Genomic DNA, 26,183 nt, shown 5'->3' with positions numbered 1-26,183 from the left:
CGCGAATCACTGCGGTGGTTTCGCGCCCAGCTTGTCCCACATCGTCTTGCTGATCTTCTGCCGGTGCGCATAACCGGTCCACGGATCGCCCTTGAGGTTGTTCAACCGCAGGTGCAGGTTGGCGATCGTCCACTGTTGGGCTCCGCGTAACCCTTTCAATTCCTCTCGACTCACCGGTACCGATACCGGCAAGCCAGGTCGTGCCCTGACCGAATAGGCGGCGACGGTGCTCGCGCCACGCGCGTTGCGCAGGTAGTCGATAAAGATCTTGCCGATCCGGTTCTTTGGGCCCGAGGTAGCACTAAAGCGTTCGGGCAATTGCAGCGCCATGAACTGCGCGATGGCTTTGGCAAACGCCTTCACGGTCTCCCAGCCATCCCGGTGCGCGAGCGGTACAACCAGGTGCAGACCTTTACCGCCGCTGGTCTTGACGAAGGCCTGGAGCCCAAGCTCATCCAATACCGACAGTGTCAGTTGCGCTGCTTCCAGCATGGTTTTCCAAGGCAGTGCCGGGTCCGGGTCCAGATCAAGTACAAACAGGTCGGGGGTTTCGATGTGGTCCGAGGTGGCGCCCCAGGTATGCAGTTCGACCGTGCCCATCTGCACGGCGCCGATCAGGGCGCTCGCCGTGTCGATTTCCATCAGGCGTGCATGGCCCGGGTCGAGCTTCTGGTCCAGCTGTTTGATATGCGCAATGGCGAGTCGCTCAGAGTGCTTTTGGAAGAACTGCTCGCCCTCGATGCCTTGCGGTGCACGCAGCAGCGAGACGGGCCGGTGGCGCAGGAAGGGCAGGATCCACTCGCTGATGCTGTCGTAGTAGGCGGCCAATTGCTGTTTTTGTGTACCACTTTGCGGGTCAATCACGCGGTCGGGGTGGGTGATGTTCACAGCGCTGCTGGCGCTTCTCGCCGGCGTAGCCTTCGTGAGGGACTTGGCCTTACGTGGCTGCTCACGATTGATCTGCGTCGCCGGCTTATCGGTGCGCAACGCAACGAATGACGCATGGCGCACCACGCCTTCGCGGGTCCATTCGGTGAAATTCACTTCGCCGACCAGCGAGGGTTCAACCCAGTGCACACCGCGTGCCTGAGTGCGGGTCAAGGGTTGTTCCAGCGGTGAGGTTTCGCGCTCCAGGGGTTTGAGCTGCGCGTAGATCGACTTCAGCGCCGCCTGATCAAACCCGGTACCTACGCGTCCGGCATAGACCAGCCCGGCGTCGTCATTGACCGCCAGCAGCAGCGCACCAAACCCACTGCGTGAGCCTTGGGGGCGCGTGTAGCCGACAATCACGAACTCCTGGCGCAAGCGGCACTTGAGTTTGATCCAGTCGGCACTGCGGCTGGAAACATAAGGGCTGCCTGCGCGCTTGCCGATTACGCCTTCCAGTGCCAGGTCGCAGGCGCTTTCGAAGATGTCGCGCTGGTTGGCGGTAAAGGCTTCGGAGAACCGCAGCAATTTGCTGCGGCTGCCGGACAGCGCGGATTTGAGCGCGGCACGGCGTTCCTCCACGGGGGCTTCGCGCAGATCTTGCCCTTGCAGAAAAGGCGCGTCGAACAGGTAATAGACGATGTCCAGGCTGCGGCCGATATCGAACGCATTTTGCAGCGCCTGGAAGTCTGGCAAGCCGTCGGCATTGAGGCTGACCACTTCGCCGTCCAGCCAGCTGTCCTTGAGCTTGAGGGCTTGCAGCGCTTTGACTTGACGCGGCAAGCGGTCGGTCCAGTCATTGCCGTTGCGGGTAAACAGGCGCACCTCACCGTCGTGGATGCGTGTCAGCATGCGGTAACCGTCGAATTTGATTTCATACCGCCAGTCGCCGGGCGGTGCGCGGTCAACCAGGGTCGCCAATTGCGGGGTGAGTTGTTCGGGCAGGGCAGTGGGCGCTTTCTCGCGTTTCTTTGGCGGCTTGGGAGTACCAACCACGGCGCCGCTGAGCACACTTTTCGGCTGGTCCAGGACGATGTCGTAATCAGCGGACGGCCTGGCCTGCGGGTCCTTTTCCTTGATCAGCAACCACTGTTCCTTATCGCCGCTGCCCTTGAGCCGAGTGCGGACCAGCGCCCAATCGCCGGAAAGTTTTTCACCGACCAGGGTGAACTTGAGTTTGCCGGCCGCATACGCCTTGTGCGGCTCGTCATGGGGTTGCCAGACACCGCGATCCCACACAATCACATCCCCGGCACCATACTGGCCAGGCGCAATACTGCCTTCGAAGGTGCCGTAGCTCAGAGGGTGGTCTTCAACGTGAACCGCCAGGCGTTTCTGGCTGGGGTCGAGGCTCGGCCCCTTCGGCACCGCCCAACTTTTAAGTACGCCATCGAGCTCCAGGCGAAAGTCGTAGTGCAGGTTGCGGGCGTCATGTTTTTGAATCACGAATGACAGGGCCGAAGCCTTGCGTTTACCAGCAGGCGCGTCGCCTGCGGGCTCTGCGGTGATCTCAAAATCGCGCTTGCGGTTGTATTCACTCAGGGGCTTCGCCATGACGTTCTCCGGCGGATGTCAGGCTCTTGAGGCCTTTTTGGAGGACGTTTTCGCGGCAGGCTTTTTCGGCGCGGCCTTGGCGGCGGTGGCTTTGCCGGCAAGACTGCGTTTGAGCAGCTCTGTCAGGTCGATGACATCGGCCGATTTACGTTCCTCGCTGCCTTCCTGGCTTTCCACATCTTCGATTTTGCCGGCCTTGGCCTTTTTCGCGACCAGCGCCATGATTTTTTCCTGGAAGCTGTCGCGGTATTCGTCGGGCTGCCAGTCGGCACTCATGTCTTCCACCAGGCGCTTGGCCATGTCCAGCTCGCCCTTGGTCAAACTGGCTTTGGTCACGTCGCTGCCCAGCTCCAGTTCGTCCAGGCTGCGTACCTCGGCGGGCCAACGCAGCATCACCAGTACCAGCGCCGAGTCCAGTGGCATCAGCGCCGCCAGGTGCTGCTTGGTGTGCAGGACCACATTGGCCAGTGCCACCCTGGCGGTTTTCTTCAGCGTTTCGCGCAGCAGGGCGTAGACCTTGCCGCCGCGTTTGTCCGGGGCCAGGAAGTAGGGCGTGTCGATGTTTTGCAGAGGGATCTGGTCGGCGGCGACAAAGGCGATGATTTCTATGGTTTGGGTCGACTTAGGGTGAGCGGAGCGGATTTCTTCTTCGCTGAGCACCACATAGCGGCCTTTCTCGTAGGCCACGCCCTTGACGATATTGTCCTTGCTGATTTCCTTGCCGGTGGCCTTGTTGATGCGCTTGTAGCCCACCGGGTCCATGCTGCGCTTGTCCAGCCAGTCAAAATCGACGCCCTCGGAGGACGTCGCCGAGACCAGCGAGACCGGGATATGGACCAAGCCGAAACTGATGGCGCCTTTCCAGATTGCCCTTGGCATGGCTGCGTTCCTTGAGAAGAGTCAGTGTTCTGGTGACTCGCAGGCGTTGGCAAAAGTTTCGACGGGCAGATGCGCGGACAGATTGTGTTACATCTGATGAGAAACTATTTAATGTCGAAAGCCGAACCCAAGGCGTAGCGTGTTATCGAAAGCAGGTACCACTCGCCCCAAAGAGGCTTTGTCATGAACAGCTGTGTGCGTCATCTCGCAGTGCTCGCGTTGGGCCTGGCGCTCGCGCCATTTGCCCAGGCGCAAAACCTGCCCGGCAGCAACGACTCCAACAACAGCCCCATTCATCGGGCCAACCCCAACAGCATGCAGGGCACCCAGCCCAATACGCCGGCCGTTCGCGGTGTCCAGACCGGGCCGACCAGCCCCGCGCCGACCGTGGAAAACGGTGGTATCGGCAATCGCTACCCGAAACGGGATGCCGCCCCGAGCCGTCCCGCCACTGACACCAAAGCGCCCACTTACGATGCCAACGGCAATCGCCGGTAAGGACTCTGTCTTATGTTTCTACGCAAAACCCTTCTAGCCGCGCTTTGCGCAACCACGCTGCTGCCCATGACGACCGTTTGGGCGGCTGATGCCCAGCAGTTCCCGAGCGAGCAAGGCAGCATCACGGCGACCCCGATCGCCAAAGGCCTGGACCACCCGTGGGCGGTGGCGTTTCTGCCAGACAAACAAGGCTTCCTGGTGACCGAGCGCCCGGGGCATCTGCGGTTTGTCAGCCCGGACGGCCAGCTTTCAGCGCCACTGACTGGTGTGCCGCAGGTGTGGGCCAAAGGGCAGGGCGGTTTGCTCGATGTGGTGCTCTCGCCGGACTTCAAGCAGGACCGTATGGTCTACCTGTCGTACGCCGAAGGCGGCGGCGAGGGTGGCAAAGCCGGCACCGCCGTCGGGCGTGGGCGTCTGGCCGACGACTTGAGCGGTTTGAAAGACTTCAAGGTGATTCTGCGCCAGGAGCCCAAGCTCTCGACCGGAAACCACTTCGGCTCACGTCTGGCTTTCGACCGCGATGGCTACCTGTTCGTGACGCTCGGTGAAAACAACGACCGGCCGACGGCCCAGGACCTGGACAAGTTGCAAGGCAAGGTGGTGCGGATCTTCCCGGATGGCCGCGTGCCGGATGACAACCCTTTCGTCGGTCAGCAGGGCGTACGCCCCGAAATCTGGTCCTATGGCCAGCGCAACCCGCAAGGGCTGGCGATGAACCCGTGGAGCGGCACGATCTGGGAAAATGAACATGGGCCGCGCGGAGGGGATGAAATCAACATCATTGAGCGTGGCAAGAATTACGGTTGGCCATTGGCAACCCATGGCATCAACTATTCCCTCACGCCAATTCCCGAGGCCAAGGGCAAGACCGTGGAGGGTACAGTGGCGCCCCATCACGTCTGGGAAAAATCGCCGGGCATCAGTGGCATGGCGTTTTATGACGCCGATCGTTTCAAGGCGTGGCAGCACAACCTGTTTATTGGCGCGTTATCCAGCCAGGAGCTGATCCGCCTGCAGTTCGATGGCGACAAGGTGATCCATGAGGAGCGCCTGTTGGGCGCTTTGCACGCGCGGATTCGCGATGTGCGCCAGGGCCCGGACGGCTACCTGTATGTGCTGACCGATGAGGACAATGGCGTGCTGTATCGGGTAGGCCTGAATCAGGACTGAACAACCTCGGCAGGCGGGAGCAGGCAAGCCAGCTCCCACCTGTTGACAGCGTGGGTCTATAAACCCAGGTCAGACAAGCCTGGGTGATCATCCGGGCGCCGGCCCAGCGGCCAGTGGAACTTGCGCTCGCTTTCCTTGATCGGCAGGTCGTTGATGCAGGCAAAACGATTCGCCATCAAGCCGTTCTCGTCGAATTCCCAGTTCTCATTGCCATAGGACCGGAACCAGTTGCCGGAGTCGTCGTGCCACTCATAGGCATAACGCACGGCGATGCGGTTGCCGGTAAACGCCCACAACTCCTTGATCAGCCGATAGTCCAGCTCCTTGGCCCATTTACGGGTGAGGAAACCTTTGGCCTCTTCGCGGTTGTGCGCAAACTCGGCGCGGTTTCGCCACTGCGTGTCCGGCGTATAAGCCAGCGACACCCGCTGTGGGTCCCGGGAATTCCAGCCGTCTTCGGCCAGGCGGACTTTCTCGATGGCGGACTCACGGGTAAATGGAGGCAGTGGCGGACGTACTTCGGCGTTGGATGACATGGGGCAGCTCCAGAACACAAAAAGGGTTATCGAAAGTTGCAACGCATGTGCGTTCAAAGCCCCAATAACGTTCGCGCCATGCATTGCGCGTTATCAGCAGCCGTTGAATCGCCCATCACCAAGGCAACGGTAATGGCGCCGTCGATCAGGATCAGCAGTTGCGCGGCCTGCTGTTCGGGGGCTGCGGTGCCATGGGCTTCACACAGTTCACGTGCGTACTCGAACAGTTTCTGTTTATGCGCCTTGGCCAGCAGGCGCACCGGGTCTTGCGGGTTGCCGGTTTCGCCACTGGTATTGATAAAGGCGCAACCACGAAAGTCCGCCGAGCCGAACCAGGCCTTGAGGGCGCTGAACAGCGCCAGCAGGCGTTCGCCACTGCCTTCGCTGCGTTGCACTTCATCGCGCAGCCACTGCATCCAGCGTGCGTCGCGGCGTTGCAGCGCGGCGATCACCAGCTCATCTTTGTTGGCGAAGTAACGGTAAATACTGTTGCGCGAGACACCGGCCGTTTTCACCAGCAACTCCATGCCCGTGGCGGCGATGCCGTGGCGATAGATCAGCTTTTCGGTAACGTCGAGGATAATGTCGCGGGTTTCACTCAGGGTCATATCGTTCATGCCGGCTACAGTAGAACGATCGTTCTTCTTGGTCAATTACATTTTTCCCCTGTGTGACAGCGAGACCTGAGCACCCCCATGGTGTAAGCTCGGGGCCTCTTCGGATTCGACCATTGCGAGCCTTATGCCGTCGTTCTTCAAACGCTCCCTGTTGCCCAAGCTGCGCGGTTTCCCACTGTCTCCCGATGCCATCGACGTGCTGTCCGGCGCCGACGCATTTCGCCGTTGCCTGCTGGAAAAAATCTCCCAGGCCACGCAGCGTATCTACATTGTTGCGCTGTACTTGCAGCAGGACGAAGCAGGGCAGGAAATCTACGACGCCTTGCACGCCGCCAAGGCTGCGCGGCCCGCGCTGGACGTTGTGGTGGTGGTCGATTCACTGCGTGCCCAGCGCGGCTTGATCGGTGCCGGCAAGCAGCCGGGCAACAGCGCCTGGTACCAGGCCATGACCCAAACCCACGCCAGCGAAGTGCCGGTTTACGGCGTGCCGGTGCAAACCCGCGAACTGTTCGGCGTGTTGCACCTCAAGGGCTTTGTGATCGACGACAGTGTGCTGTACAGCGGCGCCAGCCTGAACAACGTGTACCTGCACAAGTTCGACAAGTACCGTTTTGACCGCTATCACCTGCTCCACAACCCGCCGTTGGCTGACTCGATGCAACACTTGGTGGAGCACGGGCTGGTAGCGTCCAAGGCCGTGCACCGCCTGGACTTGCCGAACCCGCCGACCACCCGCAGCCTGCGCAACGATATCGGCGACTTGCGCAGCCGCTTGAAGCACGCCGCCTATGACACCACCACGGGGCTGTTGCCTAATGGCCATTTGTTGGTGAGCCCATTGCTCGGTGTCGGCAAGAACAACCCGTTGAACCGGGTGATCCTCGAGCTGATCGCCAGTGCCCAGCATCAACTGACCATTTGCACGCCGTACTTCAACCTGCCGCTGCCAGTGACCCGGGAAATTAACCGGGCGCTGGCGCGCGGGGTGAAGGTCGACATCATCGTCGGCGACAAAACCGCTAACGATTTCTACATACCGCCCAGCGAGCCATTCAAGGTGATCTCGGCACTGCCTTACCTGTATGAAATCAGCCTGCGCCGCTTCGCCAAACGCCATCAGCCAATGATCGACAGCGGCCAGTTGAACCTGCACTTGTGGCGCGACGGTGACAACACCTACCACCTCAAGGGGATGTGGGTCGACCAACGTTACACCTTGCTCACGGGCAATAACCTCAACCCGCGTGCGTTCCGCCTCGATCTGGAAAACGCCTTGCTGATTGATGACCCGCAAGGCCAGTGGCTGGCGCCGAGGCGTACGGAGCTGGCAGAGATTTTTCAGCACACCACGCGCATCGAACGTTACCAACAATTGCAGACGCTGCTGGAGTACCCGCCGGCCGTGGGCAAGTTCCTGCGGCGGGTCAGCCGGGTGCGGATCGAGCGGTTGCTTTACCGCATTTTGTAAGCGCGCATAGGTTCTCCGGAATCGCCGGCTTTCCAGTTTACTTTCGTCGATGCATTGAGATCTCTCCTACACCTTGCCTTTGGGTTCTCTCTTAGGCTTTTTGTTGGTAGTTCTTAAGGACAAGAACTCTTGCGGTTAAACGTGAAGAGAACTTGAAATGTCGACAGTTTCTGTAAGCCGTACAGCTATGCCTGCTTATGTTTCGGCAGCTAGTAATGGTGAGGCGAAACCGCTTAATCCCTCCAGCGCGCCGAGGGCTCAGGACCGGCCGGACGCGAGTGAAAAGTCATCGGTTGCCGGCGCGCTACAGCAGTGGGGCGGCCAACTGAAACAAGTGGGGTTCGAACAACACTCGATACGCTCAAAGCGCGAGGCTCCCTCGGCAGACCCCGTGCGCAAACCCATGGTTTACCCAGCGTCCGAGCCCGCAAAACAAGCCGATGCCAATCTGCAGAAAACCCTCACCCACTTGCTGCTTACCGGCAAGCTCAGAGCCAACCCCTTTCCTCCAAACGCCTCGATCAGCCCTTTCATTGAGGCCTTCATCGACGCAGTGCGCGAGCCGCCGGTGCAGGCGTGGCTTAACGCCAAAGGCCTGGATGTATCGACGGTGCGTGTTTTCAGCGACGGGGTAGCAGGCTCGGTGGTGGTTGAGGGCGAAACGGTAACGCGAAGGTTCACCACTACCGACGGGTCAGGTTGGTGGCAGGTCGGCGCAAAAGTCAGCGAGGCTGTGAAAAAGCTGCGCCCGGATGATTTAGGGGTATTGCTGCCGGGAAATGAAGCGGTCCCTTTCCGGGATTTAAACGCGATCCTGCATTTTTACGGTGTAAACATGCCCAGCGCCCCAACAGATGGAAAGCAGCTTGGCGAGCGGCTTAAAAAAGCCGGTTGGCCGGCTATATCCAACGAAACACGTAACGAATGGCGCCAACGGTTCGAGCAGCTTTCGCAGAAAAGCACTGACGTCGATGTTCGCTCGCAACTGGCGTCACAACTGCAGGCACAGGTCGCAGATAAAAACGAAGGAGACACGCTCAACCTGAGCGACCTGTCTGCAGTCATTTACCCTGAATCGACGTTGGCGCAAAAAATCCAGCTACCCCGTGAACGCTTCGTTGAATGGCTGGCGATGCCAGCGTTCAAGACCTTCATAGAGAAGACGGGCCTTGGCGGCGCGGATACCATTTACAGGCTATCCAACGGCAACCTCGAATTGCGTGACGCCGCTAATCAATGGATCTCTCTACACGTCTTTCTGGACGATGAGATCAGCAAAGTTTCAGTGGGCGGTAGTCCGGCCGAAAAAGCCGCTATCCACAGCCTCAATAACGACTTCAATCAACTCGTAGAGAGGAGCAAGGCAACCGGAAACGTCGTGTATTCGCGCCCCCTGTACGACCTACGGCAACTGCTGAGTTTTTCCGGGTTGGGGAGCCCCGAAACGGTTGCGCAAGTGAACTCGGCCATTGCCTGGCTGACCACTCGGTTGCCACCCCCGCCAACGGCAGGGGACTTTGGCGGATTGTCACCCTATACCTGGGCTCCAGGTGCGCTGTCGTCGAATGATTTGATCGTGTTGAGGGCGGCATCTATCGGGCCTGGCTCGGTGACTCAACTGTTGGTCAGCCATATGGCCAGAACAGATTTGCCGAATGATCGGGACCTGCAACTGCAAGGGTTTTTCGACTCGCCCCACGCTGTCGCCGGGGCCCAGGCACTGGCCCAGCGGCTGAATATGGCGGAGGTCAAAGGTGGCCAGCCGCTCTCACGGGCAACCCGTCATCAACTCCTGGCGGCCGCCATCAAGGCCGGCGCCGGTGCCGAGCTGCCCGGCAAGCCTGGGGTGGTTGCCGGCTACGACATTTATCAGCCCAACAACCTTGGCCGCACGTTGGACGAGGTACGCGGCGATATTGAAACCCAATTGGAAAGTAAAGTTGCCGACGCCAAGATGGCACCTCTGATCGCCCATCTGTTGTTGGCACAGGCGGCCCCCGAGTTTCTGGTTAAACCCGACCCCGGCGTGTCGGCACAGGCGCCTGAGTCGCTCAAGTTGTCACCCGGGCAAGTCAGCATGGGTTCGACCGCTTGGATGAACCTGCGCCTTGGTTGTGCCATGGCGGATAAACTGGGTGGGGCGGGTAGTTCACGATCGTTGAATATCACCCAGGCTCAGGCCCTTACCCGGCTCAATCCCATGGGGCTGGAACACGAGACGTTGATAAAATGCCTCGGGGCACCGACGCTGCTGGATTGGGCCGTGATGAGTGGTGTATTTCCCAAGAGGTCCGATGGGTTTTACTCTGCTGGGGATTACAGCGCCGCCGCGCAGGCGTTCGCCGACCGAGAAAACAGTACTCACACAGCTTTCCAGAGCCTGACCAGTGAGCCGCCCAGCCAGACGAGCCTGTTGATCGATCAATTGGCGCTGCTGTTTCCTGAAATGACCCAAGAAGAAATCGCCAACTTCAAACTCGAACTTGATACCGACACGCCGTACAACCCTAGAAATGAAGGGCACCTGGAGCCACGCCAGCTGCGCTTGACCGATGTGATCCTTACACAACAAGCGAGTCTGGACCCTCTGACGCTCCTGGGCGAGGTGTTGAACAAGGTATTTGCCCAAGACAAAAAATACAGATTCATCCACCCCAAGGTTTCTCAGGAAACCTTTAACGATAGGATCAGCAAGCTTGCGTCAATTGCGTCGCTGGTGACGCCTGCTGTGGATCAATACCTGGCCGACAGTCGTCGTGCAGAAGAAACCGTGATCAAGCTGATGATCGCCAACGCACCGCTGGATGTGCGCCAGGGGTTGGAGTCCGGTGATGTGGAGATCTTCACATTGCGGGAAGAGACCGGGGAGCCCCTGGAACGGGATCAGGGGAAGGACTCGAAGGTTGCCGACAAGAGGGCCAAGCGCGGCGTTCTGCTGCGTTACAAGAACAAAGGAGAAGAAGGGGGATACACCTATCTCGAAATGTTCCCAGGCTCAATGAAGGTGTCCAAACGCCACCTGCTGTTCTCTGAGCTCAAGTTGGACGGTGTGGTTGAAAAAGATTCGGTTCCCTATGGCCCTTTCGCACACATATCTGTGGACTTTCGTAAGGCGGCACCGGTTGACTTTGACTTCCAGGCCTACCAGACGGGGAGCGAGCTGCGCCCTGGGGTGCGAACCAAGGCCATTATCGAAAAGTTCGGGCAAACGTTGCCGGGTCAGGCTGCGCCGAGGCGGTCCAACGTCACACCTGTTTATGTGCCCAACAGTTGGGCTTCGAGAAAAACCAACGATATAGCCAAGGCTATCGTCGCCGCCACGTTCGATGGCAAACGCCAGGCGTTGCTCGATTACGCCAACGAGCCGACAAAGCTGCGGAAAAGACGCACCTATCCGTTTGATTCCGGGAAAGTCTTTACCCATGAAAACCTGAGAACGGTGTTAAGCCTTATCCCGTTTGTGGGGGCTGTTGCCGATATCGGCGACGGCAACATTGGCGCAGGGTTCAAAGGGTTGTTGATCGACTTCGCTTCATTCGCATTTACTGGAGGGTTGGCCGGGGCAAGAAACTTTTTCAAGGGGCTCAAGGCGATTGTTCCGTTCAGCGGCACTGCATTCACCCTGCGGGCGGTGAAAGGCGTTGCGCCATTCTTTCGCAGTCTGTTCAATCCGCTCGACGGAGTTTCTGATGTCTTGAGGATCGGCCCCAAAGCAATCGGTGCAACCCGACAAGTATTGGCAGGTAAGTTGGTGCCTGTCGGGAAAGGTTTCTATCTGACGACCACGGCCTTTGAAAAGTGCCGATGGGGGCTTGGGGTCTATGACACGTTGTACCCTCAGCCCGTGGGGCAGGAGGCCAGTACGTACCCGTCAAGCCAGTTGGGAGTGAGTCAAAATTGCGCATTGCGCGCGGTGCAAATAGACACACTGTGGTACGCGATTGACCCCGTCACGCAGCAGCCCACTGGCGCTCCATTGCAAGACTTCACGCCGGACTCACCGGTGAGTTAAGCGCTCACAGGCCCCGTGCCATGCACTCTACGACTCGTCCAGGTGCATGGCGCGGGAGTTTGTTATCAGTTCAGACCCAGCTTGCCACGCAAGGTGGAAAGGTCTTCAGCCAAGGTATTGACCGGACCCACCAGGGCCTTGCGGTCGGTTTCCTTGACCTTGTCGTAGGTCTCGTAGCCACCATCCTTGGTTTTGTACTTGGCCAGGATTTTGTCCACGGTGGCGAAGTTCTTGTCGACCTTGGCCAGGAAGGCCTTGTCTTGCTTCTCGAGCTGGCCACGGAACAGGTCGACGATTTTCTTCGCGCCGTCGATGTTGCCCTGGAAGTCATACAGGTCGGTGTGGCTGTAGCGGTCTTCTTCACCGGAGATCTTGGTGGCGGCGACTTCTTCCAGCAATGCTGCGGCACCGCCGACGACTTTTTCGGGCGGGAAGGTCAGGCCATCGACCCGGGTTTTCAGGTCGTTGACGTCGGTGTTGAGCTTGGCGGTCAGCGTTTCCAGGCCTTTGGTGGTGTTCTGGGAGAACAGCACGTACTCGATGCGGTGGAAGCCGGTGAAGTCTTCGGCGGTCACGCCTTTTTCGTGGTCATCAACGCGTGAGTCGATCGAGGCGTCGAGGTCGCTGAATAGCTCGGCTATCGGCTCGATGGACTCATAGTGCACGCGGGTTGGCGCGTAGAGCTTCTTGGCGGTGGCCAGGTCGCCTTGGTTGATAGCATCGGTGAACGCTTTGGTCTGGGTGACCAGCTCACCGATTTCTTCGGTGACGTAGATCTTGTAGTCCGATACCGGGCCTACCAGGTCCAGCGGCGCAGTCGCGGCGAACGCTGCCAGCGGCGAAAGGGTCATTAACAACGACAACGCGATAATCGACTTCTTCATGTGACGTATCCGCTCTGAGTTTGTTTTAAGTGTTGGCAGTGGTTTGAGGGTGCGTTGCAGCAAGTAGCGTGCGCCCAATGAAATCCTTGGGGCCCGCCACCCCTGGCAAGGTGAAGAAGTACCCGCCGCCGACCGGCTTGAGGTATTCCTCCAGGGGCTCGCCGTTGAGGCGGGTTTGCACGCTGATAAAGCCTTTCTCCAGGTCAGCCTGGTAGCAGATGAACAACAGCCCCATGTCCAGCTGACCGTTTTTGTTGACGCCGTTGGAGTAGTTGAACGGCCGACGCAGGATCAGGTTGGCCTGAGTCTGCGGGGTGCGTGGGTTGGCCAGGCGGATGTGGGCATCGAGCTTGGTCAACTTGCCTTCCGGGTCCTTGCTGTAGTCGGGGACCTGGGTTTCTTTGTCGCCATCCATCGGCGCGCCCGTGGGTTTGACGCGGCCGATGATGCTTTCCTGTTCTTGCAGCGGAGTACGGTCCCAGCGCTCGACAAAGTTGCGGATGATCCGCACGGCCTGATAGCTGCCATTGGCGGCCCAGGCGGGTTCGTCGCTGCCGGGCTGCACCCAGACAATCTGGTCCATGGCCTTGTCGTCGTTGGAGTTCGGGTTGGCCGAACCGTCACGAAAGCCCAGGAAGTTACGCGCGCTCTGCGCAGGCTCACCCGGTTTGGCGGGGGCCTGGGGCGGTACGCTGCCTTCCTGCTTCCAGCGCACCAGCAGCAGGTCCGGCAGGTTCTTCACGATGTCGCGCAGGGCGTGGATATTGGTGTCCGGCGTATTGGAGGAAAATTGCAGGCTCAGGTCGCCGTGGCACTGCGCCGGTTCCAACGCATCATTGGGGAAGCCGACCATGCGGATCAGGCGCTTGGGTTTGACGGCAGTGAGGCCGAAACGCTCATCGAAGAGCGACTCGCCGACGGAGACGGTGATCGTCAGGTTATCCGGTGTCACGACCGGGCCGAGGATGCCGGAGTCGGTGGGTGGCAGTTTCGGGTCGACTTGCGGCACGGTGCCGCCCGTCATCAGGAAGCTGATGCGCTCGTTCAACGTGCGGAACAGGCGCTCCAAATCTTCGCGGTCGCTGGCCAGCACATCAAACGCTACGAGCATGCCGCAGGCCGGGCGCGGAGTGACGATGCCGCTCTGGTGCTTGCCGAAAAAGTCCTGATGGTCCTGGGTCTTGTCACTGCGCGGTGCGGTAGTGACCTGTTCGGCGGCGGCGGCCGCCATGGCCGGGCAGGTCAGGGTGCTGCCGGCAATCGCTGCGCCGGTGGCGGCCATGCCGAGCAGGACCCGGCGGCGTTGCGCGGAAAATTGTTCTGAATCACTCATGTGTTAGGTCGTCTTCACTGCAGGCCGGAAAGGCCAAGGGCGGGGTCGATTCCATCGAGTGCAACGGCCAGAGCCTTGGCCTTGTCGGCGATCTGCTTGCGCTGATCGGCGGTAACGCTGTCATACGCGCTGTAGCCGTTGTTGACCTTGAACCCATTGAGTTCGGCATCGAACGCTTCGAGGGCGCTGTCGATTTTCGGCAGCACGTCAGCAGCGGACTTGGTCAACAACGGTCGCATCAACTCCACCACCTTGTGGGCGGCTTCAAGGTTGGCGGCAAAGCCGTTCAAGTCGATATGGCTGTAGCGTTCCTCTTCACCGCTGGCGGCACGAACATCCGCCAGGCTATTGAGGTTGCGCACCACAATGCTCACCAGTTGCTCGGGTGGCAGCGACTGGGCCAGCAGTTGTTGCTTGAGCGCGGTGACGTCGCTGACCAGGCGTTGAGCAACCGGCGCCAGGCCATCCAGGCTGCGCTGCTTGAACAGGCTGTATTCAAGGCGGTGGAAGCCGCTGAAGGCAGGGTCTTGCTCGCGCTTTTCAAAGTAGTCGGCGCGGGCGTTGATCGCGTTATCCAGCTCGGCCAGGCGTTGCGAGGCCGGCGCCAGTCGCTGATACGCCTCGCGGGCCGGCACATACAGTGCCTGGGCCTGGGCCAGGTCGCCGGCCTCAATGGCTTGCTGCAGCGCGGTTACCGCCTTGATCAGTGCACTGCCTTGGCTGCTCAGGTACACGCGGAACTCCGACAGCGGGCCGATAAAGGCCACCATCGACGGCTTGGCCTTGGCCTGGGCATCGGACGCCGCCGTCGGTGTGACGTGCAAGGTACCGCGCGGGTTGCTCAGCAAACCGCACGTGATCGCATAGTCGCCGGGCAGCAGGTTGGCGTTGATGATCTGGCTTAAACCCGGGGCGATATTTTCGCGCTCTTCTATCACCAGCACACCGTCGAGGATTTCCCATTCCACCGCGCGGTCGGAGCGGTTGATGATGCGAAAACTCGCGCGCCCGGCGGGCACGGTCAGTTCGTTGGGTTCGCAGGCGTGTCCATGGATGGTCACGGCAATTTCATCGTGGTTGGTCTGGCGTTTGGCCGCGGCCAACTGTGAGGCGTAGTAGAACAGCGCGCCGGCGGCGATCATCACCACCACCGAGCCGGCCACCGCCCAGCGCAAGGCGCGGGAAGGCGGTGCCGATTGAGGGGTTTGGTTGGACAAGAGACGGTCCTTACTGGCTGGAAACGGAAGAGGGGTTGGCGACGGGCCTGGCGGGGGGCGAGGGCAGGAAGAACATCACCAGCGCCACCACCAGATAAATCAGATAGGCGCCCAGGGTGCTGACCGTTGGCGCTTCCTGGTAACCGAACATACCGGCCAGGACTGACCCCAGCGGGCTGTCCATCGGCAGCGCGGCACTGAAGTCGAACAGCACGGTTTGCAGGTGGTTCCACACACCGGCTTCGTGCAGGGCCTGCACCGAATTGGCCAGAATGCCGGCGGCTACCACGAGGATGAACAGGCCGGTCCAGCGGAAAAACGCGCCGAGGTTCAGGCGCATGCTGCCGCTGTAGATCAGGAACCCGACGATGATCGCCAGGATCAGGCCGAGCAGGGCGCCAATCGGTGCGCCCGGGCCTTCGCTCTGCTGGAACACCGCCAGCAGGAAGAACACCGTTTCCAGGCCTTCGCGGGCCACGGCGAAAAACACCATGGCGATCAGCGCAATCACCTGATGCCTGGAGCCTGTGAGCGCGTGGTCCAGGGATGCATGCAGGGAATGTTTGATCGAGCGCGCTACTTTGCGCATCCAGAACACCATGGAACTGAGAATGCCCACGGCGACCAGGCCTACGACACCTTCGAACAGTTCCTGTTGTTTTTGCGGGAATTCAGCGCTGACCAGCTCCAGACCACCGCCTACCAGCAAGGCGAGGGCGGCGGCAAGGAACACGCCGATCCACACGGCGGGCATCCACTGGCCGCGACCGGTTTGTTGCAGGTAGCTGGCGATGATGCCAACGATCAATGCGGCTTCAATGCCTTCGCGCAGCATGATTAAAAAGGGAACGAGCATTCGGCACCGCATCAAGACTGTAGAAGATGCTAATTTGTAACATAATGATACTCATTACTAAACACTGAATGTCGACCTTTGCTGAACTGCGGCTGAACGGTGGTGGCGAATCGCAACCGCCCTTATGATGCTCATCCTCTTTTGTAGCGTTGAATAGCCCAACCCCCATGGCGGAAAAAGACACCATCTCCATCCATCTTGTCCGTGAGGCCTTACTGCAAAGTTGCGCCCCCGGCGCGGCCACGGTTGAAGCGTTGAGCAAGGTCGGGATCGCCCCGGCATGGCTGCAGCAGCCCAATGCTCGGGTGCCGGCAACGGCGTACGCGCGCCTGTGGCGCTTGTTGGCGCGGCGCCTGGATGATGAGTTCTTCGGCATGGACCCGCGCAAGCTCAAGTCCGGCAGCCTGGCGTTCCTGTGCCGCGCCGCAATGGCGCAGCCCAGTCTGGACACAAGCCTGGAAACCGGCCTGGGTTTTCTGTCGCTGATGCTTGAGCAGATGCCCGCTCAACTGGTGCGCCAGCAAAGCCTGGCAGAAATTGTGTTGCTGGAGCCCGAGTTGGAGCCCAAGCGGGCGTTTACCTATTTCACTTATTGGATGATCGTCCATGGCGTCGCCTGCTGGCTGGCGGGGCGACGCATTCCGATCCTGGCCATTGAGCTGCGTTGCCCGCAGCCGGACTTCTGTGACGATTATCGGGTGATGTTCTCCGACAACCTGCGGTTTGACCGGCCGCGCACGCGCATGATCTTTTCTGCCGACTGCCTGGACCTGCCGATCAAGCGCAGCCCGGAGGACCTCAAGCGTTTTCTCGCGCATGCGCCGGCCAACATCCTGGTCAAATACCGTGATCCGGATAGCCTGGCTACTCGCATCAAGAACGACCTGCGCCAGATGCCGCCTGACATGTGGCCGGAAACCGACGGCCTGGCCGCCAGCCTGTGCATCTCGGCGTCGACCCTGCGCCGCCGCCTGGCGGATGAAGGCCAGACCTATCAGGGCCTTAAAGACAGCGTGCGCAAGGAACTGGCGATTGTCTGGCTGGCTGAGCCACAGGTCAGTTTTGCCGAAATCGCCGGGCGGTTGGGGTTTGCCGACACCAGTTCGTTCTACAAGGCGTTTCGCAAGTGGTCGGGGTCCAACCCCGGGCATTACCGCAGTTTGATATTGAACGAAGCGATAAGCCAATAGGTCACTTGCAAGCGACCGACCCTCTCTGACCGCAGACCCATGGTTTCAATGATCTGGGGCACTTTCCGGCGCCGGATTATGTGTGATAGTCGGCGCGACCGTTCCATCGCTTGCCCCTGACGCAGCCTGATCGGCACTTGTCGCGATCAACGTCTACGCCATTTCCCTCATTCAAGAGCAGGATTTCATGGCACTTCACAAAACCGTAGAAACTCAAGACCAAGCCATCGAAGATGTGTATTCGAGCGGCTCGTCCCAGCACACCTTGCCCAAGTACCGTTTGCCTGATCACTCGACTACGCCGTCGGCGGCCTACAACCTGGTGCGCGATGAGCTGTTGCTTGACGGTAACTCGCGGCAGAACCTGGCAACCTTCTGCACCACGTGGGTCGAGCCCGAAGTGAAGCAGTTGATGGCCGATGCCCTCGACAAGAACATGATCGACAAGGACGAGTACCCGCAAACCGCCGAGATTGAAAACCGTTGCGTGCACATCATCGCCGACCTCTGGCATGCGCCCAAATCCTGGCAAACCGTTGGCTGTTCGACCACAGGTTCCAGCGAAGCCGCCATGCTTGGTGGCCTGGCCCTGAAGTGGAGCTGGAAGAAGCGTCGTGAAGCCGCTGGCCTGCCGACCGACAAACCGAACTTCGTGTGCGGCCCGGTGCAGATTTGCTGGAAAAAATTCGCGCGTTATTTTGATGTGGAAATTCGTGAAGTGCCCTTGCGCGGCGACGCCTTGGGCCTGCTTCCGGCCGACCTGCGAGAATATTGCGACGAGAACACCATCGGCGTGGTCGCGACCTTGGGCGTGACCTTCACGGGTATCTACGAGCCTGTCGCCGCGCTGGCCGCCGAGCTGGATTCGATGCAGCGCGATCTCGGCCTGGATATCCCGATACATGTTGATGCGGCGAGTGGCGGGTTTATCGCCCCGTTCATCCAGCAGACGCTGCAATGGGACTTTGTGATCGAACGGGTCAAATCGATCAACGCGTCGGGCCACAAGTACGGGCTGGCGCCGCTTGGCGTGGGCTGGGTCATTTGGCGTTCCACCGCCGACTTGCCGGAAGAGCTGATCTTCTACGTGGATTATCTGGGCGGCAATATGGCGACCTTCGCCCTTAACTTCAGCCGGCCGGGTGGTGAAATCATTGCCCAGTACTACAACTTCCTGCGGCTCGGGCGTGATGGCTATACGCGTATTCAGCAGGCCTGCTCCGACACGGCGCAATGGCTCGCCTCGGAAATCGTCAAATTCGCCCCGCTGGAGTTGGTGTACCACGGCAAGGACGGGCTGCCGGCGGTCTGTTACAAACTCAAGGACGGCATTGACCATGGATTCAGCCTGTATGACCTGTCCGAGCGCGTGCGCATGCGCGGTTGGCAGATCGCGTCGTACCCGCTGCCGTCAGATCGCCAGAGCGTCGTGGTGCAGCGCATCCTGGTTCGCCATGGCGTGAGCCGCGACCTGGTGGCGCTGTTGCTTGAAGACCTGCGCAAGGCCATTGCCTACTTGCAGAAAAACCCGGTGTTGAATTCCGACGCCGGGCCGAGCTTCAGCCACGGTGCGATTGCTGAGCCGGTCATCCCGGCCGACACCCCGAACCTCGCCTGAACGCATTGCATCTTCACCGGGCCTGAGGCCCGGTGCCTTTAGCGTTTCATCGCAAGGTACGAATCATCGTGACAGCCTTCTTCAATTTCCTGCACGACAACCCCTATATTCTGCTGTTCCTGGTGGTCGGCCTGTCCGTCTGGGTCGGGCGCGGCACCATCAAAGGTTACGGCTTGGGGGCGGTGGCCGGGGCTATCGTCATAGGCTGCGCCATTGCGACGTGGGCGTCTTACTACGGCGTGCATTTCGAGCTCGATAACTTCACCAAGAGCCTGTTTTATTACCTGTTCATGTACGGCGTAGGGTTGCGGGTCGGTCCCTCGTTTATCAATAGCCTGAAGGGCGATGGGTTGAAATTCACCTTTCTGGCGATTCTTTCGTCGTTCCTCGGCTTGGGCATCGTGGTGTTGGGGGTGAAGCTGTTGTCGCTGCCGGTGGGTGCGGCCGGCGGTATTCTTGCCGGTTCACAAACCATGTCGGCGGCCATCGGTTCGGCGGAACAAGCCATCACTTCCGGCGTCGTGCCGCTGCCACCGGGCACCACCGCCGCAGCGGCGACGGCCATGATCGCGCTGTCCTATGGCATCACTTACATCTGGGGCACGGTCGGCATCATCCTGATCTGCAAATACCTGCCGCGCTGGTGGGGAGTGGATGCACGCAAGGCGGCCAAGGCGTATGAGGTGGAGCATGGCGTGCCGAACGTTGACGACGCCGGGCTCAGTGGCTATCGGCCTTTTGACCTGCGCGCCTATCGATTGGTAAACAGTGAATGGGTGGGGCAAACCATCGCGCAGTTTCGCCAACAATTTGAGCTGTACCAGATCGAGAATGTCGAGCGCGGCGACCAGTTGCTCGGGGCCGATCCGGCACTGGTGCTGCAACTGGGCGATATCATTGCGCTGGGGGGCAGCCTTGATGCGCTGACGGATCACATGGGCCTGATCGGGCCGGAAGTGCCGGATGCCCGGGCGCTTAATATCCCGCTGGATGAGGCGGTGATTCTGGTGACCCACCGCGACGCGATCGGCAAGCAGCTCAAGCAGTTCAGCCAGTCGTCGATTGCCGGACAAGTGCAACTGGTGGGTATCGAGCGCGGCGGCGCGCCCATTCCCGTGGGGCTGGAAACACGCCTGCAACGCTTGGATGTGATGCACCTGATCGGCCTGCGTACGGCCATCGACAAAGCCACGGCGTTACTGGGCAAGGCAGGGCGGCCGAGTACCGCGACCGATTTGCTGACGCTATCGTTGGGCATGGTATTGGGCTTGCTGATCGGCCTGATCCAAGTGCCGGCGTTCGGTGCAGCGGTGGGCCTGGGCAACGCGGGCGGCTTGCTGGTGTCGGGGATTATCGTGTCGTCACTGGTGTCGCGAGTGCGCTTTTTTGGCAATACACCCAACGCGGCACGCAACATTCTTGAGGACATGGGGCTGATTTTCTTTGTCGCGATCGTAGGGGTGAATGCCGGGGCTAATCTGGTTTCACAAATTAGCCCGATCATCGCGTTGAAGATCTTTGTGCTGGGCTTTGTGGCCTGCACCATTCCGCCGTTTATCGTATGGGCGGTGGGGTTTCACGTGTTCAAGATCAACCCGGCGATCCTCATGGGCGGTGTGGCGGGGGCGCGTAGCCATTCCGGGCCAGCACGTGAAGCCGCCAAGGAGATCGACAGCAGCGTGCCCTGGATCGGTTTTCCAGTGGCGTATGCGGTGTCGGGGATTTTGCTGACGGTGTTTGGCTACTTCGCGATGGTTCTCGCACGCTGACGCCGGTTCAGGAGGCTCCAGGCACAACACACTGTGCGCACTGTCGGTCGTCGGCGGTGCAGCCGGGGTCCGCCATGGCTTGCTTATAGGCCAAAGGATCAAGCAGCGCCGTATAGCAAATCAGGTGGTGATTGCACAGGGGGTTGTCCTTAATCCCGAGACTTGAAGCACCGGCGGGAATTGTCTTGGCCTGCAACAACGCGTAGTAGGCGGAGAAATGCAATATGTCACTCTTTGGGACGGTCGGCACAACATCGCGTGCATAGTTGAAGAGGTCGTAGTTGCCGACTTGAGTCTCGAAGAAGTCCACGAACGTCTTGTTACCGGTTTTTGGCGAGGCAAACAGGCAGGCACTCGCCTTACAGCCTTGCAGGTTCAGGTCGAGGGTCAGGTAGGTTGCGAGGGCCGACCCCAGGCTGTGTCCCAACACCATCGGCGGGTTGGCGGTCGTGAGTTGGCTGATGCCGAGCGCCAGCGGCACCGGCGACGCACCGTCCGCGCCGTGGAATTGCATCGTCCGGTAGATGTCCCAAAAACCCTGATCCACCAGCCCGGCTTTCGGGTTGGGGTGGTTCATCATCAGGAAATCGAGGTCGTCACCCCATTCCTGCGCACCGTCGGTGCCGCGTATCGCCACCACGTACTGGTCCTGGCCCTGGACGTTACGCTGGGCGACATAGCCGTAGCAGACGCGACTGCGCTGGTCGTCAGAGGCGCCGAGCATGGTCGACCTCAAGCCAAGGCCAGATATCAGGATGTCGTCCGAGCCTGAGATAAATCCCACCACGTTCCATCCCGTTTCGTTGATGCGTGGGTCGATCTGTGGCGGAATCTGGCGAGGGTTGATGTCGCACAGGTCCCAGGCGTACATCACCAGTAATGCGTAGGGGGCAGCAGAAAGTCGATCCATCTCGGGCTCCTTGTGAAGTCATCACTGTGAAGGAGTGAAGCACAAGATCCGTGTTAAACCTGCTGAATCCGCTATAAAAAAAGCCCCGCGACCGAATGGACCGCAGGGCTAAAAAATTGGCTGGATGCGACCAACCAAAGGAGCTCTTTACCTCACTTGCTGCTGGCGACGACGGTGTCCGGCTGCCAGCCACCACCGAGGGCTTTGTAGATCGCGACAATCCCGCGATACAAATCCACTTCGGCCTGTGCCTGTGAGTCTTCCGCCGCCAGGCGCTCACGTTGCGCGTCGAGCAGCACCAGAAAGTCCACCGTCCCTTCGCGATAACGGATCGCGGCAAGGTCGGCGGCGGCGCGGCTGGATTCACTTTGACGAATCAGCGAGACCAGACGCTGCTGGCGTTTGCCGTAATCACTGAAGGCATTTTCCGATTCTTCCAGCGCCAGCAATACTTGCTGCTCATACGTCGCCAGGGCGCCATCGGCCTCGGCATTCGCGCCGCGCAAACGCGCACGCACGCTGCCCAGGTCAAACGCCGCCCAGGTGATGCTCGGGCCGAGGGACCAGGCATTCGCGGCCGCCGAGCCGATCTGCGAACCGCGCCCGGCGGTAAAGCCGAGGAAGCCGCTGAGGCTGACCCGCGGGAACAGGTCCGCCTTGGCCACACCGATACGGGCAGTAGCGGCGGCCAGTTTGCGTTCGGCACTGAGAATGTCCGGGCGACGTTGCAGCAGTTGCCCCGGGTCACCGATTGGCAACGCCTTGGCAATCGCCGGCAGGTCTTTCGGGCTCAGGTCCACGGTCAGCTTGTCGGGGCGCTGGCCGAGGAGGGTGGCGATGCGGTTACGCTCGCGCACTTGCTCGGCTTGCAGTTGCGGCACGCTGGCTTCAACCGCCGCCAGGCGGGCATCGGCGCGTTCCACGTCGAGTTGGTCGCCGACGCCGGCATCACGCAGGCTGACGGTGATGGTGCGCGATTCCTGCTGGTTCTTCAGGTTGTCCAGGGCGATGCGTTCGCGCAGTTGAGCGCCGCGCAGTTGGCCGTAGGCGTCCACCAACTCGGCAATCATGGTGACTTGCAGTTGGTACAGGTCGGCTTCCGCCACCTGTTGGTCAGCGTCGCTGGCTTCGAGGTTGCGGCGGATGCGGCCGAACAAGTCGACTTCCCAGGCCATGTCCAGGCCCAGGTCGTAGCGTTCGCTGTTGACTCGCTTGGTGGTCTGGCCGGGAATCTGGCCTTTGCCCACGTCGCTGCTGGCACGGCTGGTCACCACCGGCATGATGTCGTTGGCCGCGTCATCGCGAATCGCGCGGGCGGCTCGCAGACGGGCGAACGCGACACGCAGGTCGCGGTTACCGCTCAGCGACTGGGTCACCAATTGGTTGAGGGTAGGGTCCTCGAACTGCTGCCACCAGATGCCTTCGTACTGGGCATGGTCATAGCTTTTGGTGTCGGCGGCGGCCGTGATATTGGCAGCCGCAAGCTTCTCGGTTTTGTAGTCCGGGCCGACGGCGCAGGCGCTCAGCGCCAATACCAGCAGGCTAGGCAGGAATGTTTTCACGCTCATTGCTGTGTCTCCAGCTTCAAGGCCTTGGCCGCTTTGCGCGCTTCGCTGCGCTCCACATAGCGACGGATCAATACGTAGAACACTGGCGTCAGCAACAGGCCGAAGAAGGTCACCCCGATCATCCCGGAGAACACCGCCACGCCCATGGCATGACGCATCTCGGCACCGGCACCGCTGGACAACACCAGTGGCACCACACCCATGATGAAGGCGAACGAGGTCATCAGGATCGGCCGCAGACGCAGACGGCAGGCTTCCAGTACCGCAGCGAGCGGATCGAGCCCCTCGGCCTGTTTATCCTTGGCAAACTCGACGATCAGAATCGCGTTCTTACACGCCAGGCCCACCAGTACGATCAAGCCGATCTGGGTGAAGATGTTGTTGTCGCCGCCGGAGATGATCACCCCGGTAATGGCCGACAGCAGCGTCATCGGTACGATCAGGATCACCGCCAATGGCAGGCTCCAGCTTTCGTACTGGGCCGCCAGTACCAGGAACGCCAGCAGTACGCAGAGCGGGAACACGAACAGTGCAGTGTTGCCCGAGAGGATTTGCTGATAAGTCAGGTCGGTCCACTCGTAGGTCATGCCGTTGGGCAGTTCCTCTTTCAGCAGCTTTTCAATCGCCGCCTGGGCCTGGCCGGAGCTGTAGCCCGGTGCGGCGTTGCCGTTGATTTCGGCGGTGATAAAGCCGTTGTAGTGCATCACGCGGTCAGGGCCCGAGGTGTCGCTGACCTTGATGAAGGTCGCCAGCGGGATCATCTCGCCTTTGTTGTTACGCACTTTCAAGTGGCCGATCTGGTCTTCATCCTGGCGGAACTGCTGCTCAGCCTGCACGTTGACTTGATAGGTACGGCCGAAGCGGTTGAAGTCGTTGGCATACAACGAACCCAGGTAGATCTGCAGGGTGTCGAAGATGTCGCTGACCGCCACGCCGTGGGTCTTGGCCTTTTCGCGGTCGATGGCAGCATCGACCTGGGGCACGTTGACCGTGTAGCTGGTGAACAGGCCGAACAACTCCGGCGTGGTACGGCTCTTGGTGATGATGTTCTGCACTTCTTTGTACAGCTCGTCATACCCCAGGTTGCCACGGTCTTCGATCTGCAGGCGGAACCCGCCAATCGTGCCCAGGCCCTGTACCGGCGGCGGTGGGAAGATCGCCATGTAGGCTTCTTCGATGCCGCTGTACTTGCCGTTCAGTGCACCGGCAATCGCACCTGCAGACATGCTCGGGTCTTTACGTTCGTCGAACGGCTTCAAGGTCACGAACACGATGCCGCTGTTCGGGCTGTTGGTGAAACCGTTGATCGACAGGCCCGGGAACGCTACGGCGCTTTCCACGCCCGGTTGCTTCAGCGCGATGTCGGACATGCGCTTGATCACATCTTCAGTGCGGTCCAGGCTCGCAGCGTCCGGCAATTGCGCGAAGGCCACCAGGTATTGCTTGTCCTGGGCCGGCACGAAACCGGTCGGGGTGTGGGCAAAACCGAACCAGGTAAGCACCATCAAACCGGCGTAAAGGAACAACGCGATACCGCTGCCACGAATAACCCGGCGTACGGTGCCGACATAACCGTGGCTGGCCTTGACGAAGAAGCGGTTGAAGGGACGGAACAACCAGCCGCCGAAAATCTTGTCGAGCACCTTGGAGAAGCGATCCTTCGGCGCATCATGACCGCGCAGCAACACGGCGGCGAGGGCAGGGGACAAGGTCAGCGAGTTGAAGGCCGAAATTACCGTCGAGATCGCAATGGTCAACGCGAACTGCTTATAGAACTGCCCGGTCAAGCCGCTGATAAAGGCTGCTGGAATGAACACCGCACACAGCACCAACGCTGTGGCGATGATCGGGCCGGTCACTTCGCTCATGGCTTTTTCAGTGGCCTGGAACGGTTCCAATCCCAACTCGATATTACGCTCGACGTTCTCCACCACCACGATGGCGTCGTCCACCACGATACCGATCGCCAGTACCAGGCCGAACAGCGACAGCGCGTTAAGCGAGAAGCCAAACAGGTGCATCACCGCAAAAGTACCGATCAACGAGACTGGCACCGCCACCAATGGAATGATCGAGGCGCGCCAGGTTTGCAGGAACAGAATCACCACCAGCACCACGAGGATCAGTGCTTCGAACAGGGTGTGCACCACCGCTTCGATGGAACCACGCACGAAGATGGTCGGGTCATAGACGATGCTGTAGTCCATCCCTTGCGGGAAGTTCTTTTTCAGCTCTTCCATCTTGCCGCGCACTTCGTTGGAGATCTCGATGGCGTTGGAGCCTGGGCGCTGGAAGATCGGGATCGCCACGGCCGGCTGGTTGTTGAGCAACGAACGCAGGGCGTATTGGCTGGAACCCAGCTCGACCCGTGCGATGTCCTTCAGGCGCGTGATTTCACCGTTATCGCCTGCGCGAATGATGATGTTCTCGAACTCTTCTTCCGTCACCAGACGGCCCTGAGTGTTCACCGACAACTGGAAGCTGGTGGCATTCGGCGCAGGTTGCGCACCCAGGGCACCGGCGGCCACTTGACGGTTCTGTTCGCGGATCGCATTCACGACATCAGTGGCGGTCAGGTTGCGCGACGCGGTCTTGTTCGGGTCCAGCCATACACGCAGGGAGTAGTCGCCCATGCCGAACAGCTGCACATCACCCACACCGCCCAGGCGTGCCAGCTCATCCTTCACATTGAGCAAGGCGTAGTTGGACAGATACAGCATGTCGTAACGCTGATCCGGTGAGGTCAAGTGCACCACCATGGTCAGGTCCGGGGAAGCCTTGTCCACGGTGATACCGATGCGGGTCACTTCCTCAGGCAGTTTCGGCTGAGTCCGCGTCACACGGTTTTGCACCTGCACCTGCGCGTTGTCCAGGTCGGTGCCCAGGGCAAAGGTGATGGTCAGGGTCAGTTTGCCGTCGGCGGTGGACTGCGAGGACATGTACAGCATGTTCTCGACGCCGGTGATGGCTTGCTCCAGGGGAGCGGCCACGGTTTCACCGATGACTTTGGGGTTGGCACCCGGGAAGTTGGCACGCACCACGACGGTCGGTGGCACCACTTCCGGGTATTCGCTGATCGGCAGTTGGAACAGCGAGATTGCACCGGCGATCAGGATCAACAGCGACAGCACCGCTGCGAAGATCGGCCGTGAAATGAAGAACTTGGAAAAATTCATC

At 60.1% G+C, this 26,183-nt stretch carries 18 protein-coding genes; 7 read left to right on the top strand and 11 right to left on the bottom strand.

Annotated features, from left to right (window positions below; translation table 11 throughout):
- Positions 1 to 6 precede the first annotated feature (6 nt).
- Together ligD and ACI77D_RS15830 are read right to left on the bottom strand one after the other, a co-directional pair.
- Positions 7 to 2,481 (bottom strand): DNA ligase D, encoded by a 2,475-nt coding sequence (gene ligD, locus ACI77D_RS15835; RefSeq protein ID WP_407016994.1) that lies wholly within the window; start codon positions 2,479 to 2,481, stop codon positions 7 to 9.
- Positions 2,482 to 2,499: 18 nt separating this feature from the next.
- Positions 2,500 to 3,360, bottom strand: coding sequence for a Ku protein (locus ACI77D_RS15830; protein WP_407016993.1), 861 nt, complete (start codon positions 3,358 to 3,360; stop codon positions 2,500 to 2,502).
- A gap of 183 nt (positions 3,361 to 3,543) precedes the next feature.
- On the opposite strand from ACI77D_RS15830, the gene ACI77D_RS15825 reads away from it, so the two are divergent.
- Together ACI77D_RS15825 and ACI77D_RS15820 are read left to right on the top strand one after the other, a co-directional pair.
- Entirely contained in the window at positions 3,544 to 3,858 is a 315-nt protein-coding gene (locus ACI77D_RS15825; protein WP_064452283.1) for a hypothetical protein, read from the top strand.
- Between the two features lie 12 nt (positions 3,859 to 3,870).
- Entirely contained in the window at positions 3,871 to 5,028 is a 1,158-nt protein-coding gene (locus ACI77D_RS15820) for a PQQ-dependent sugar dehydrogenase (protein WP_221294648.1), read from the top strand.
- A gap of 56 nt (positions 5,029 to 5,084) precedes the next feature.
- On the opposite strand, the gene ACI77D_RS15815 is transcribed toward ACI77D_RS15820, so the two are convergent.
- Both ACI77D_RS15815 and ACI77D_RS15810 read right to left on the bottom strand, forming a co-directional pair.
- Positions 5,085 to 5,564, bottom strand: coding sequence for a nuclear transport factor 2 family protein (locus ACI77D_RS15815; RefSeq protein WP_221294649.1), 480 nt, complete (start codon positions 5,562 to 5,564; stop codon positions 5,085 to 5,087).
- A 53-nt stretch (positions 5,565 to 5,617) separates the two neighbouring features.
- A complete protein-coding gene (locus ACI77D_RS15810) occupies positions 5,618 to 6,181 on the bottom strand; it encodes a TetR/AcrR family transcriptional regulator (protein ID WP_221296084.1) in 564 nt (187 codons plus the stop codon).
- A 124-nt stretch (positions 6,182 to 6,305) separates the two neighbouring features.
- Between ACI77D_RS15810 and pssA the strand changes: the two genes are divergently transcribed.
- Positions 6,306 to 7,649: a CDP-diacylglycerol--serine O-phosphatidyltransferase gene (gene pssA, locus ACI77D_RS15805; protein ID WP_407016992.1), complete on the top strand. Its 1,344-nt coding sequence runs from the start codon at positions 6,306 to 6,308 to the stop codon at positions 7,647 to 7,649.
- A gap of 157 nt (positions 7,650 to 7,806) precedes the next feature.
- Entirely contained in the window at positions 7,807 to 11,661 is a 3,855-nt protein-coding gene (locus tag ACI77D_RS15800) for a hypothetical protein (RefSeq protein ID WP_407016991.1), read from the top strand.
- Between the two features lie 65 nt (positions 11,662 to 11,726).
- On the opposite strand, the gene efeO (ACI77D_RS15795) is transcribed toward ACI77D_RS15800, so the two are convergent.
- Genes efeO (ACI77D_RS15795) through efeU form a run of 4 tightly spaced genes read right to left on the bottom strand, consistent with a single transcriptional unit; the run spans position 11,727 to position 15,951 of the window.
- The gene (efeO, locus tag ACI77D_RS15795) at positions 11,727 to 12,545 is read right to left on the bottom strand and encodes an iron uptake system protein EfeO (protein WP_064452289.1); all 819 of its coding nucleotides are present in this window, start codon (positions 12,543 to 12,545) and stop codon (positions 11,727 to 11,729) included.
- Between the two features lie 25 nt (positions 12,546 to 12,570).
- A complete protein-coding gene (gene efeB / locus ACI77D_RS15790; protein WP_221294652.1) occupies positions 12,571 to 13,878 on the bottom strand; it encodes an iron uptake transporter deferrochelatase/peroxidase subunit in 1,308 nt (435 codons plus the stop codon).
- Positions 13,879 to 13,892: 14 nt separating this feature from the next.
- Complete coding sequence (gene efeO / locus ACI77D_RS15785; RefSeq protein WP_064452291.1) at positions 13,893 to 15,095, bottom strand: iron uptake system protein EfeO; 1,203 nt, start codon at positions 15,093 to 15,095, stop codon at positions 13,893 to 13,895.
- A gap of 10 nt (positions 15,096 to 15,105) precedes the next feature.
- A complete protein-coding gene (efeU, locus tag ACI77D_RS15780) occupies positions 15,106 to 15,951 on the bottom strand; it encodes an iron uptake transporter permease EfeU (protein WP_064452292.1) in 846 nt (281 codons plus the stop codon).
- Between the two features lie 167 nt (positions 15,952 to 16,118).
- Between efeU and ACI77D_RS15775 the strand changes: the two genes are divergently transcribed.
- The 3 genes from ACI77D_RS15775 (at position 16,119) to ACI77D_RS15765 (ending at position 20,528) form a co-directional block, all read left to right on the top strand.
- Positions 16,119 to 17,141 (top strand): AraC family transcriptional regulator, encoded by a 1,023-nt coding sequence (locus tag ACI77D_RS15775; protein ID WP_407016990.1) that lies wholly within the window; start codon positions 16,119 to 16,121, stop codon positions 17,139 to 17,141.
- 187 nt (positions 17,142 to 17,328) lie between these two features.
- The gene (locus tag ACI77D_RS15770; RefSeq protein WP_407016989.1) at positions 17,329 to 18,759 is read left to right on the top strand and encodes a glutamate decarboxylase; all 1,431 of its coding nucleotides are present in this window, start codon (positions 17,329 to 17,331) and stop codon (positions 18,757 to 18,759) included.
- 68 nt (positions 18,760 to 18,827) lie between these two features.
- Positions 18,828 to 20,528, top strand: coding sequence for an aspartate:alanine exchanger family transporter (locus ACI77D_RS15765; RefSeq protein WP_262667880.1), 1,701 nt, complete (start codon positions 18,828 to 18,830; stop codon positions 20,526 to 20,528).
- A gap of 7 nt (positions 20,529 to 20,535) precedes the next feature.
- Here the strand turns inward: ACI77D_RS15765 and ACI77D_RS15760 are convergent, their stop codons facing one another.
- The 3 genes from ACI77D_RS15760 to ACI77D_RS15750 all read right to left on the bottom strand — a co-directional run bounded on the left by ACI77D_RS15760 (position 20,536) and on the right by ACI77D_RS15750 (position 26,182).
- Positions 20,536 to 21,438 carry a lipase family protein gene (locus ACI77D_RS15760; RefSeq protein ID WP_407016988.1) on the bottom strand — a complete coding sequence of 301 codons (903 nt, stop codon included), beginning with the start codon at positions 21,436 to 21,438 and terminating at the stop codon, positions 20,536 to 20,538.
- A gap of 152 nt (positions 21,439 to 21,590) precedes the next feature.
- Entirely contained in the window at positions 21,591 to 23,006 is a 1,416-nt protein-coding gene (locus ACI77D_RS15755) for an efflux transporter outer membrane subunit (RefSeq protein WP_407016987.1), read from the bottom strand.
- On the bottom strand, positions 23,003 to 26,182 hold the full coding sequence (locus ACI77D_RS15750; protein WP_407016986.1) for an efflux RND transporter permease subunit: 3,180 nt from the start codon (positions 26,180 to 26,182) through the stop codon (positions 23,003 to 23,005). The genes ACI77D_RS15755 and ACI77D_RS15750 overlap by 4 nt, the downstream gene beginning before the upstream one ends.
- Position 26,183: the final 1 nt, after the last annotated feature.

Source organism: Pseudomonas sp. O39, from assembly GCF_045447295.1.
Taxonomy (GTDB): domain Bacteria; phylum Pseudomonadota; class Gammaproteobacteria; order Pseudomonadales; family Pseudomonadaceae; genus Aquipseudomonas; species Aquipseudomonas antarctica_A.
The sequence above is the reverse complement of the archived record's forward strand: the minus strand, read 5'-3'. Positions and strand labels throughout refer to the sequence as shown.

Coding starts and splice junctions, on each gene's coding strand:
- ACI77D_RS15800 (WP_407016991.1), top strand. CDS start 7,807: ATGTCGACAGTTTCTGTAAGCCGTACAGCTATGCCTGCTTATGTTTCG.
- ACI77D_RS15825 (WP_064452283.1), top strand. CDS start 3,544: ATGAACAGCTGTGTGCGTCATCTCGCAGTGCTCGCGTTGGGCCTGGCG.
- ACI77D_RS15770 (WP_407016989.1), top strand. CDS start 17,329: ATGGCACTTCACAAAACCGTAGAAACTCAAGACCAAGCCATCGAAGAT.
- ACI77D_RS15820 (WP_221294648.1), top strand. CDS start 3,871: ATGTTTCTACGCAAAACCCTTCTAGCCGCGCTTTGCGCAACCACGCTG.
- ACI77D_RS15755 (WP_407016987.1), bottom strand. CDS start 23,006: ATGAGCGTGAAAACATTCCTGCCTAGCCTGCTGGTATTGGCGCTGAGC.
- efeO (WP_064452289.1), bottom strand. CDS start 12,545: ATGAAGAAGTCGATTATCGCGTTGTCGTTGTTAATGACCCTTTCGCCG.
- ligD (WP_407016994.1), bottom strand. CDS start 2,481: ATGGCGAAGCCCCTGAGTGAATACAACCGCAAGCGCGATTTTGAGATC.
- ACI77D_RS15830 (WP_407016993.1), bottom strand. CDS start 3,360: ATGCCAAGGGCAATCTGGAAAGGCGCCATCAGTTTCGGCTTGGTCCAT.
- ACI77D_RS15760 (WP_407016988.1), bottom strand. CDS start 21,438: ATGGATCGACTTTCTGCTGCCCCCTACGCATTACTGGTGATGTACGCC.
- ACI77D_RS15810 (WP_221296084.1), bottom strand. CDS start 6,181: ATGAACGATATGACCCTGAGTGAAACCCGCGACATTATCCTCGACGTT.
- efeU (WP_064452292.1), bottom strand. CDS start 15,951: ATGCTCGTTCCCTTTTTAATCATGCTGCGCGAAGGCATTGAAGCCGCA.
- efeB (WP_221294652.1), bottom strand. CDS start 13,878: ATGAGTGATTCAGAACAATTTTCCGCGCAACGCCGCCGGGTCCTGCTC.
- ACI77D_RS15815 (WP_221294649.1), bottom strand. CDS start 5,564: ATGTCATCCAACGCCGAAGTACGTCCGCCACTGCCTCCATTTACCCGT.
- pssA (WP_407016992.1), top strand. CDS start 6,306: ATGCCGTCGTTCTTCAAACGCTCCCTGTTGCCCAAGCTGCGCGGTTTC.
- ACI77D_RS15750 (WP_407016986.1), bottom strand. CDS start 26,182: ATGAATTTTTCCAAGTTCTTCATTTCACGGCCGATCTTCGCAGCGGTG.
- ACI77D_RS15775 (WP_407016990.1), top strand. CDS start 16,119: ATGGCGGAAAAAGACACCATCTCCATCCATCTTGTCCGTGAGGCCTTA.